Annotated in this window: 9 protein-coding genes; 7 read left to right on the forward strand and 2 right to left on the reverse strand. The window is 71.8% G+C overall.

Annotation, left to right across the window (positions count from 1 at the left end):
• Positions 1–8 precede the first annotated feature (8 nt).
• Both kdpF and ACFWWQ_RS05685 read right to left on the reverse strand, forming a co-directional pair.
• Positions 9–98 carry a K(+)-transporting ATPase subunit F gene (kdpF, locus tag ACFWWQ_RS05680; RefSeq protein ID WP_384590616.1) on the reverse strand — a complete coding sequence of 30 codons (90 nt, stop codon included), beginning with the start codon at positions 96–98 and terminating at the stop codon, positions 9–11.
• A gap of 225 nt (positions 99–323) precedes the next feature.
• On the reverse strand, positions 324–1,415 hold the full coding sequence (locus ACFWWQ_RS05685) for a HoxN/HupN/NixA family nickel/cobalt transporter (RefSeq protein WP_384590963.1): 1,092 nt from the start codon (positions 1,413–1,415) through the stop codon (positions 324–326).
• 505 nt (positions 1,416–1,920) lie between these two features.
• On the opposite strand from ACFWWQ_RS05685, the gene ACFWWQ_RS05690 reads away from it, so the two are divergent.
• From ACFWWQ_RS05690 to argF, 7 genes are all read left to right on the forward strand, one after another.
• Positions 1,921–2,310 carry a cell division protein SepF gene (locus ACFWWQ_RS05690; protein WP_384590619.1) on the forward strand — a complete coding sequence of 130 codons (390 nt, stop codon included), beginning with the start codon at positions 1,921–1,923 and terminating at the stop codon, positions 2,308–2,310.
• 64 nt (positions 2,311–2,374) lie between these two features.
• Positions 2,375–3,727, forward strand: coding sequence for a biotin transporter BioY (locus tag ACFWWQ_RS05695; protein ID WP_384590622.1), 1,353 nt, complete (start codon positions 2,375–2,377; stop codon positions 3,725–3,727).
• Positions 3,724–4,107, forward strand: a complete 384-nt coding sequence (locus ACFWWQ_RS05700) for a nucleotide pyrophosphohydrolase (protein WP_384590625.1) — start codon at positions 3,724–3,726, stop codon at positions 4,105–4,107. The genes ACFWWQ_RS05695 and ACFWWQ_RS05700 overlap by 4 nt, the downstream gene beginning before the upstream one ends.
• Before the next feature lie 499 nt (positions 4,108–4,606).
• Positions 4,607–5,062: a DUF6099 family protein gene (locus ACFWWQ_RS05705; RefSeq protein ID WP_384590966.1), complete on the forward strand. Its 456-nt coding sequence runs from the start codon at positions 4,607–4,609 to the stop codon at positions 5,060–5,062.
• Positions 5,063–5,339: 277 nt separating this feature from the next.
• Entirely contained in the window at positions 5,340–6,263 is a 924-nt protein-coding gene (locus ACFWWQ_RS05710) for an LLM class F420-dependent oxidoreductase (protein WP_384590628.1), read from the forward strand.
• A 1,162-nt stretch (positions 6,264–7,425) separates the two neighbouring features.
• On the forward strand, positions 7,426–8,661 hold the full coding sequence (locus tag ACFWWQ_RS05715) for an arginine deiminase (RefSeq protein WP_384590630.1): 1,236 nt from the start codon (positions 7,426–7,428) through the stop codon (positions 8,659–8,661).
• 282 nt (positions 8,662–8,943) lie between these two features.
• A complete protein-coding gene (gene argF, locus ACFWWQ_RS05720) occupies positions 8,944–9,948 on the forward strand; it encodes an ornithine carbamoyltransferase (protein ID WP_384590633.1) in 1,005 nt (334 codons plus the stop codon).
• Positions 9,949–10,060: the final 112 nt, after the last annotated feature.

Consider the following 10,060-nt stretch of genomic DNA (forward strand, 5'->3'; position numbering starts at 1 on the left):
GCGTCCGCCTAGAACTTCTCGGGACGGACGAGACAGACGATCAGGTAGATCACCAGGCTGACAGCGACCACCAGGCCGATGATGTCGTCCGCGCTCACAGCCGCCCCGCCCCTCGGGCGGCCAGTGAGATGAGCGCGAACACCACGACGGTGAGGGCGATGTGGAGGACGTCCGACACAGCTGAGCCACCTCGCAGCACCGGGGGAGCGGACCGTTCGCCCCACCTTCCCCGAGGGGACCCGCTTCCCCGTGGTGATCCGGCGGGTGTCCGGGTTTTCCCGCTGTTGCGCGGGGCCGACGGGGTGACGGGGGGCGTGCGGCGGTCACTCCGACGAGCTGAGCGCGCCCTCCCGGACGGCGCCGGGCCGGAGACCGGCGGTCCACTTCTCCTCGATGCGGCCGAACTTCCAGACGGCGAGGGCGATCACCCAGGTGGCGAAGAAGAGGCCCACGATGACGAAGCCGACGAGGTTGAGGTCGAGCCCGGCGATCCAGTCCCAGAAGAAGCCGTGCAGAGCGAGCTTCTCGGCGAGGAGACCGAGGAGTTCGACGGTGCCGATGAGCAGGGCGACGGCGACGGAGAGCCCGGTGATGGTGAGGTTGTAATAGACCTTGCGGACCGGCTTGGAGAACGCCCAGCCGTAGGCGAAGTTCATGAACGAGCCGTCGATGGTGTCCAGCAGCGACATCCCCGCCGCGAAGAGCACCGGCAGGCAGAGAATGGCGTACCAGGGCAGACCGGAGGCGGCGCCGGACCCGGCCAGCACCAGCAGCGCGATCTCGGTCGCGGTGTCGAAGCCGAGGCCGAAGAGCAGGCCCAGCGGGTACATCTGCCACGGCTTGGTGATCGACTTCATGACGCGGCCGAGGAGGCGGTTCATGAACCCGCGCTTGTTGAGCTGCTCCTCCAGGGCGTCTTCGTCGAACGATCCGGCCCGCATCCGCCGGAAGACCCGCCAGATGCCGACCAGGATGACGAGGTTGACCGTGGCGATGACGTAGAGGAAGACGCCGGAGACGGTGGTGCCGATCAGCCCGGTGATGTCGTGCAGCCGGGAGCCGTCGTCCTGTACGGGCCCGGCGAGGGTCTTCACGCCGAGGGAGAGCAGGAAGGCCAGGGCGAAGACGACGCTGGAGTGGCCCAGCGAGAACCAGAAGCCGACCGACAGCGGGCGCTGCCCCTCACCCATGAGCTTGCGGGTGGTGTTGTCGATGGCGGCGATGTGATCGGCGTCGAAGGCGTGGCGCATGCCCAGGGTGTACGCGGTGACCCCGATGCCGATCCCGAAGGTCTTGGTGCCCAGGCTGTAGTGCTCCGGCGCCACGATGGCGACCAGCGTGAACCACCCGATGACGTGCAGGGCGACGATGAACGAGGCCATGCCCGCCATCCGGCCCCATTCGGCGCGGGTCATCGAGCGGGCGATGCGCTGCCGGCGGGAGAGCGCGGGACCGGCCGCGGGCGTGGACGGGGACGTGGGCATGGATACTGCTTTCTTCCGAAGGGCTTGCCCTCCACATTCCTGCGGGTCAGTTTTACTTGCAACCAATGTGCAGTAAAGCCTCGACCCCGCCCCTTCCTGCGGAAACCGCGCCGACTCCTGCGGAAACCGCCGCCGACCGGCCGTGACCGGGTCGCGGATTTCCGCGTTCCTCCACCCCTTTCCAGGGGTGGAGGGGCCGTACTCGCGGTATGCGGACCCTCCCCCGTAAGGCGCCGCGTACGGGGTGAAGAGGCACACACAATCCCGACGCGGGAAACCGCCCGGGCTGTCGGTTCCAGCCCGCGTGGATGGTGCAGGATGGGCCGCGGATGTGGTGCGATGTGTACCGCACCCGGCGGTGTTTGTATGTTTATCCCTGGAATTGATCGATGTGGATATTGCGTCAGGCAGTGCCCCCCACGAATGAGGTGAAGCGGTGAACGGCCCCGATGCCACCGATGAGCAGTGGGAAGGTCTGGCCGAGGTCGTCCCGCTGCGTAGCGGCAGTGAATGGCCCTCCTGGCCGGATCACCGCGCGCTCCCCGACGACGATCCGACCGAGGAGAGCCGCCGGTTCGTCGTGATCCGGGTGCAGACTTTCGCCGACGCCCGCGAGGTCGCCGAATACCTGATGGCGCAGATCCCCGTACTGCTGGATCTCAGCAGCGCCGACGCGGATGTCGCCAAGCGCATCCTCGATTTCTCCAGCGGCGTCGTCTTCGGGCTGGCCAGCGGAATGCATCGCGTGGACACCAATGTCTTCCTGCTCGCACCCCAGGGCACGGAGGTCGCGGAACCGGCCGTCGGCTCCCTCCCTCATTCGTAGGAAGAGCTGACGATGTAACGGTTCTCCGGCGGGCGTCCCATGGGACCCTGCATAGCTTCGAGCTATGCATAGCGACAGCGCGCGTCCCGCGCTCACCGAGTTACGACTCTCCGCCTTCCGCAACCACCGGGGCGTCAGCCTCCCGTTGAGCCCCGTCACTCTGCTCACCGGCCCGAGCGGCAGCGGCAAGACCGGGGCCCTCCAGGCGTACGGCATCCTCGCCCGGCTCGGCGCCGGGGAGCGGCTCGCGGACGCGCTGGCGTCCGTACCCGGCGGCGCCCCGGCGTGCGTACCGGCCGACGCGCGCCCCGACGAGCAGGGCCGCCGGGGCTTCCGCATCGGCTGCACCGTCGACGGTCCGGCCGGGCCGGTCCACCTCGATCTGGCCGTCCAGACCGAACCCGATCTGCGGATCGCCGGGGAGCGGCTGACCGGCGGGGGCGAAACCCTTCTCACCACCGCCCTGACGGATCCGGCCCGCCGCGCCGTGCAGGCCGCCTGGCACACGGCGGGCGCGGCGCCCGTCACCCGCGCGCCACTGCCCGACGACCGCCTAGGCACCTCGCTGCTGCCGCTCCGCGTCGCGGGCAAGACGGCCGGTCAGCGGCTGGTGCTGGCCGCCGCGGAGCAGGTCGTGGTGGCGCTCAGGTCGGTCTTCCGGTGCGATCCGTGGCCGGAGGCGATCCGCGGTGAACGGCCCGTCCCGGGGCGCGCCGGGGAAACCGACGGCCCCGGGGGCGCGGCGGACGGCCGTACACCCCGGGGGCGACGCGTCGCCGTCCGGTCGGGTACGGCGACGCGGACGGAGGGCCGCCCCGCCCTGGGCGACGGGGTGGACGAGGGGCGGCTGCGGCCCTCCTGCGACAACCTGTCGGTGGTCCTGGAGCGGATGGCCGAGGAGCGCACGCGGCGCCCCACCGGCCTGGTGGCGGCGGTACGGGCCGCCTCTACGGGACCGGTCGAGGGGCTGCGCACCGTGCCCCGGCAGCCGGACCGGCGGACGGCGGCCGACGGGCGGAGTGGTGCCGAGGCGGCGCCGGGCCCGAGGGCGCCCCGGGGCGAACGGGCCGGACGGACGGGCCTCCAGGCCGTACTCGACCGGGGGCGCCTGGGGGTGATGCCCCTGGACCGGCTCGGCGACGGCGAGTTGCGCTATCTGGGGCTCGCCGTGGTGCTGCTCACCGGGCCCGGGGCGCTGGCGATGGACCCGGTGGCGGAGATCCCGGAGGCCCTTCAGCAGCTGACGGTCGTCGCGGACGGCGCGGACCGCTGCATGGACGCCCGGCAGGCGGCCGAACTGATGGCGCTGGCCGTGCGGATGGCGGACCGCGGCCGGGTACGGCTCCTGGGGACGGTGCGGGATCCGGCGGTCGCCGACGGACTGCCCGGGGTGCGGGTGCTACACCTGGGGGCATGAGTGAAGATCTCCACACCCTCCAGCGGCGACTGGCCGCATTCGCCGCCGCACGGGACTGGCAGCAGTACCACAACCCCAAGAACCTGGCGGCGGCGCTCAGCGTCGAGGCGTCCGAACTGGTCGAGATCTTCCAGTGGCTGACCCCTGAGCAGTCGGCCGCGGTGATGTCCGAACCGGCCTCCGCGCGCCGGGTGGAGGACGAGGTCGCGGATGTCCTCGCGTATCTGCTGCAGTTCTGCGAGGCCCTGGGGATCGACGCCCTGACGGCACTGGCGGCGAAGATCGAACGCAACGAGTCCCGCTTCCCCGCGGGGCACGACGCCCGGCCGGACCGCGATCGCACGGGGGAGGGGTCCGGCGGGACGGATTCCGCCTCCTGAGCTTCGCCTGGCCGTTCCCCGCCGTTCCCCGGTAGCGACCACCGGCGGGGCAGGAACGTGGGGAGGGCCGGGCGGCGCTCCCCCGCCGCAGGAGGAGTGGTGACGGCCGGTCCCGGGCGGGGCCGGCCGTCGCTGTTGCCGGGCGTGGCCGGTTCGGGCGTGTGCGCGGGGCGCTTCCGGGCGTTCCGTCGCCTTTGAACCGGCGCCTCCCGTGAGCAACGCGCTGCCTGCCGCGGCGGAACGGAACGCCGTGACGCCCGGGGCCGAAGGGACGGCCGCGATCCGGCGGTGCGTCAGGTGGTGGAGGGAAGGCAATGGCAGAAGTGAACGAAGGGACTCGGGCACTCCATAAGTCACTCTCCGGAGTCATGGATCCCTCCGCATCGCCTTGGTTGTCCATAGATTTGCGAATTCCCCTGGCGTTTTCGGGTGTTCACCCTCACTCTGGGTAGTGGAAGAGTGTGGGGTGAGACGGATGACGACGAAGGGAGGAACGCGCATGGACGCGGTGCGGATCATCGCGGCCAGTCGGCGCGGTCTGGCAGAGGCGAGCACGGTGCAGGAAGTGGTCGTCGAGGCGTGGCAGGCGCAAGCCCTGGCCGAGGCGGTCGGGAGCCATCTCGCGATATTCGGTCCGTACGAAGTGCGCTCCCGGGCACGGGGGTTGGGCGATGCGGGCGGGCGGTTCAGCGGGGGACTGCTCTGCCCGGTGGCGAGAGCGGGCGGTCTGCGGGCGGCCCAGCTCACCGAAGTGAAGGACGTCAGAGCCGCGTTGACCGGCCTGCGCGGACTGCTACGGGAGGTCTGCGAGGCGCTGGTGGGCATCGTGTGCACGGCGGACGAGGAGGGGATGTACTGGACCTGCGTCGAGGTGATGGACTCCGCGGACGAATCGCGTGACCGCATCGCCGGAATACTCGAAAAGCTGGAGGTACGCGACCGCGATCTCGCCTGAGGCGCGGGGCTGCGGGTCGGCCGTTTCCTCCTGGCCTTCCGCCCGGCCCGACGCCACCGGCCGTTCGCCCCGGCCTTCCGTCGGCCCCGCCCCACTGGCCCGCTCCCGGCGGCGCCGGACTCGCGCTCCCCGGCACGACTCGCATCCGACAGGGCTCGTGCCCCGAGAGAACACACCTCGCCTCGCCGATGGCTCCTTCCGTTCGCCGGACGCGTCGATCCGGGGCACGCGGTCCGCGGCGACGGTTCCGCGGAGGCCGAGCGTGCAGGATGGAGGCATGGATCTGCGTATTTTCACGGAGCCTCAGCAGGGGGCTTCCTACGACACCCTTCTCGCCGTCGCCAAGGCCACCGAAGACCTCGGCTTCGACGCTTTCTTCCGCTCCGACCACTACCTCGCGATGGGCAACTCCGACGGTCAGCCCGGCCCGACGGATGCCTGGATCACCCTGGCCGGTCTCGCCCGTGAGACGCGGCGTATCCGCCTCGGCACCCTGATGACCGCCGGTACCTTCCGCCTGCCCGGTGTGCTGGCGATCCAGGTCGCCCAGGTCGACCAGATGTCCGGCGGCCGCATCGAACTGGGCCTGGGCGCGGGCTGGTTCGAGGAGGAGCACAAGGCGTACGGCATCCCCTTCCCCCAGGAGAAGTTCGCCAGGCTGGAGGAGCAACTCGCGATCGTCACCGGCCTGTGGGGCACCGCGCCGGGCGCGGAGTTCTCCTTTGACGGTACGCACTACCAGCTGACGAAGTCGCCCGCGCTGCCCAAGCCCGCCCAGCGGAAGGTCCCGGTGCTGATCGGTGGCCACGGGGCGACGCGTACGCCGCGGCTCGCCGCGCAGTACGCCGACGAGTTCAACATCCCCTTCGCCTCGCTCCAGGACAGTGAGCGCCAGTTCGGCCGGGTGCGGGCGGCGGCGGAGACGGCCGGGCGCAAGGGGGACGACCTGGTGTACTCCAACGCCCTCGTCGCCTGCGTCGGCAAGGACGACGCCGAGGTGGCGCGCCGTGCGGCGGCCATCGGGCGCGAGGTGGACGAGCTGAAGGCCAACGGCCTGGCCGGTTCGCCCGCGGAGGTCGTCGACAAGATCGGGCGGTACGCCGAGATCGGCGCTTCCCGCGTCTACCTCCAGATCCTGGATCTGGACGACCTGGACCACCTGGAGCTGATCTCCGCCCAGGTGCAGTCGCAGCTCGGTTGAACCGCGGGACCGTCGGACCGGGCCACGCCCCGGGGCCGGTGAACCCGCACTGCGTCGAGGGCCGTCGGGCCGGGCGGGTGACCGCCGGACCGACGGCCCTCGTGCGGTCCGGGGCTTCCTGGTGCTGTGCCGCGGAGTGCTGTGCCTTCAGTGCCTGGGCGGCCGGCTGTTGAGCGAGGGGCCCGGTGTCGAGGCGCGGGCGTCATCGTTCGCCGGGGCGGCGGAGCGAGGCGGACGGGCAGCGGGGCCGGCGGGCGTTTTGCGGGGCCGCTGATATGGCGCTTTGCCGTAATTGCCGTCAACTTGGCGCCGGTTTCGGCGCGGTGCCTGCGGCCCGTTCGGCGCCATGTTGACGACGGCTCGATGTGCGGCGGCGGTGTGCCGGAGGGCTCGGCCGCCGTACCGGAATCCCGTCGGGCGGCGCGCCGGAGCCCGTAGGGGATGCCCCGGATCCCGTACGGGAGGGGGCGTGGGCGGGAAGGCGGAGACGGCCGGAATCGGCCACGGGCGAGCCTGCTGCCGACCCGTGAGCGATGCGGGACGGGCGGCTATCCGCGCCCCGGGAACGCATCGAACCGACCGCGTGCGGCCGTCGCGCGAGCCGGTGCCGGGGCGCTGTCCCGGTGGCGTCCGAGCGGCGTTCGCGGCGTCGCCAGTGGAAAGATCCCGGTCCCCGCGGCGCCACACCGGCGCGCCGACCGGGCGGGCGCGGGCGCCGGAGCCCGGGGCCCGCGCCGGGCGGCGGTGCGGGGCGTACGGGCAGGGCGCCGCCCGGTGCTCGCGCGGTGCGCGGCGCGAAGAGCGGAGCGGAGCGCGCGGACCCGGCGCGCGGAGCCGCCGATGCGCCCTCCCCGCGCGGAACGCCCGCCCGCCTGGCTCGGCGCGCCGCCCCACCCCGCCGATCTTCCGCGCCCCGAGGAAGCCGGCACCGGGCGGAGCCGCGTAGCGCAGAACCGGGCGGGACGCGGGACAGCCCTGGCATGGGCTCGGACGCGGGTCCGGCACACGCCCCAGCCGAAAACCGGCCTCAGCCTCAACCCCGACCTCAACCCCGACCCCCGACCAGGGAACACCCCGTCGTACCCCGGAGCCGAACCCCCACTTCTCCCCCGAATCCCGCGGGCAGCGTTCACCGTGGGGCGGAAGCGGCCAAGATGGAGAGATGGGATTCCAAGTCGATTCCGAGGCCGGGCGGCTGCGCCGCGTCATCCTGCACCGTCCCGATCTGGAGCTGAAGCGGCTGACGCCGACCAACAAGGACGCGCTGCTCTTCGACGACGTGCTGTGGGTGCGCCGGGCGCGGGCGGAGCACGACGGATTCGCCGATGTGCTGCGCGACCGTGGCGTGGCGGTGCATCTCTTCGGCGATCTGCTGGCCGAGACGCTCGCCCTGCCCGCCGCGCGCGAGCTGGTCCTGGACCGCGTCTTCGACGAAAAGGAGTACGGTCCGCTCGCCACCGACCACCTGCGGGCCGCCTTCGACGCGCTGCCGGTGCCGGAGCTGGCCGAGGCGCTGGTCGGCGGCATGACGAAGCGGGAGTTCCTGGAGCGGTACCCGGAGCCGACGTCGGTGCGCTTCCACGTCATGGGGCTGGACGACTTCCTGCTCGGCCCGCTGCCCAACCACCTCTTCACCCGCGACACCTCCGCCTGGGTCTACGACGGGGTGTCGGTCAACGCCATGCGCTGGCCGGCCCGGCAGCGCGAGACGGTGCACTACGAGGCGATCTACGCCCACCATCCGCTCTTCCGCGACGAGGAGTTCCATGTCTGGTCGGAGGGGCAGGCGGACTACCCGTCCACCATCGAGGGCGGCGACGTGCTGGTGCTCGGCAACGGCGCGGTGCTGATCGGGATGAGCGAGCGGACCACGCCGCAGGCCGTGGAGATGCTGGCCAGGGGGCTGTTCGCCGCCGGATCGGCCCGCACCATCGTGGCGCTGGACATGCCCAAGAGCCGCGCCTTCATGCACCTCGACACGGTCATGACCATGATCGACGGCGATACCTTCACCCAGTACGCGGGGCTCGGCATGCTCCGCTCGTACACCATCGAGCCGGGCGGCGGCGAGAACGACCTCAAGGTCACCGACCATCCCCCGGAGCACATGCACCGCGCAATGGCGGCGGCGCTCGGGCTGAGCGACATCCGGGTGCTCACCGCCACCCAGGACGTGCACGCCGCCGAGCGGGAGCAGTGGGACGACGGCTGCAACGTCCTCGCGGTGGAGCCGGGCGTGGTGGTCGCCTACGAGAGAAACGTCACGACCAACACCTTCCTGCGCAAGCGCGGCATCGAGGTCATCACCATCCCGGGCAGCGAACTGGGCCGCGGCCGGGGCGGGCCGCGCTGTATGAGCTGTCCGGTGGAGCGCGACGCCATACCGGGCATGGGCTGAGGCGGGGCGACGGGCGGCACCCGGCTCCGCCCCAGGCCCGGCCTCGCCTGGTCCCGGTCCCCGTCCCGGCCCCGTCTGGTCCCGGCCCCGTCTGGTCCCGGCCACGCCCGGATCCCGCCGTCCCCGGGCCCCGCCCCGCAGCACCCCGGGCGGGTCATCATGGGGCGCCTCACGGGGTCCGAGGGCGCAGCTCCTGAATAGTGATGCGGCGGCTCGTATACACTTCCAGGGTCTGTCCGAAAACATCCGCTCGTGCCCCGATGCCGTGAACCAGGAGTCACCATGGCGATAGATCTCACCGGCCGCCACTTCCTCAAGGAGCTGGACTTCACCGCCGAGGAATTCCGCGGACTGGTCGACCTGGCGGCCGAGCTGAAGGCCGCCAAACGCGCCGGGACCGAGACCCAGCGGCTGCGCGGCCGCAACATCGCCCTCATCTTCGAGAAGACCTCGACCCGCACCCGCTGCGCCTTCGAGGTCGCCGCCGCCGACCAGGGCGCCTCGACCACCTACCTCGACCCGTCCGCGTCGCAGCTGGGGCACAAGGAGTCCGTCCGCGACACCGCGCGCGTCCTCGGCCGGATGTTCGACGGCATCGAGTTCCGGGGCAGCGCGCAGGCGGACGTCGAGGAGCTGGCCGCGTACGCCGGTGTCCCGGTGTTCAACGGGCTCACGGACGACTGGCACCCCACCCAGATGCTCGCCGACATCCTCACCGTCGTCGAGCACGGCGGCGGCCGTCCGCTGACCGACACCGCTTTCGCCTACCTCGGCGACGCCCGCTACAACATGGGTAACTCCTACCTCGTCACCGGCGCGCTGCTCGGCATGGACATCCGGATCGTGGCGCCGCGCCTGCTCTGGCCGTCCGACGAGGTCGTGGCGCAGGCCCACGCGCTCGCCGCGGCCAGCGGCGCCCGCATCACGCTCACCGAGGACGTCGCCGAGGGCGTGCGCGGCGCCGACTTCGTGACCACCGACGTCTGGGTCTCCATGGGTGAGCCCAAGGAGGTCTGGGACGAGCGGATCGCGCTGCTCGCCCCGTACGCCGTGACCATGGACGTGCTGCGGGCCACCGGCAGGCCGGACGTGAAGTTCCTGCACTGCCTGCCCGCCTTCCACGACCTGGGGACGACGATCGGCCGGGAGATCCACGCCCGTCACGGCCTGACCTCGCTGGAGGTCACCGACGAGGTCTTCGAGTCCCCGCACTCCGTCGTCTTCGACGAGGCGGAGAACCGCATGCACACCATCAAGGCGGTCCTCGTCGCCACCCTCGGCCGCTGACGACAGCCGACCGCGGGGGGGGGGGGGGCCCCCCCCCCCCCCCCCCCCCCAAGGCAGAAACTGGGCGGTTGGTTTCTTTTTTTTTGTGATAGTCCTCTGCAGGCGGGGGAGC

Origin of the sequence: Streptomyces sp. NPDC059080 (genome assembly GCF_042739975.1) — a bacterium.
In the GTDB taxonomy this organism is placed as follows: domain Bacteria; phylum Actinomycetota; class Actinomycetes; order Streptomycetales; family Streptomycetaceae; genus Streptomyces; species Streptomyces benahoarensis.

Coding starts and splice junctions, on each gene's coding strand:
- ACFWWQ_RS05685 (WP_384590963.1), bottom strand. CDS start 1,415: ATGACCCGCGCCGAATGGGGCCGGATGGCGGGCATGGCCTCGTTCATC.
- ACFWWQ_RS05695 (WP_384590622.1), top strand. CDS start 2,375: ATGCATAGCGACAGCGCGCGTCCCGCGCTCACCGAGTTACGACTCTCC.
- ACFWWQ_RS05700 (WP_384590625.1), top strand. CDS start 3,724: ATGAGTGAAGATCTCCACACCCTCCAGCGGCGACTGGCCGCATTCGCC.
- ACFWWQ_RS05705 (WP_384590966.1), top strand. CDS start 4,607: ATGGACGCGGTGCGGATCATCGCGGCCAGTCGGCGCGGTCTGGCAGAG.
- ACFWWQ_RS05710 (WP_384590628.1), top strand. CDS start 5,340: ATGGATCTGCGTATTTTCACGGAGCCTCAGCAGGGGGCTTCCTACGAC.
- ACFWWQ_RS05715 (WP_384590630.1), top strand. CDS start 7,426: ATGGGATTCCAAGTCGATTCCGAGGCCGGGCGGCTGCGCCGCGTCATC.
- argF (WP_384590633.1), top strand. CDS start 8,944: ATGGCGATAGATCTCACCGGCCGCCACTTCCTCAAGGAGCTGGACTTC.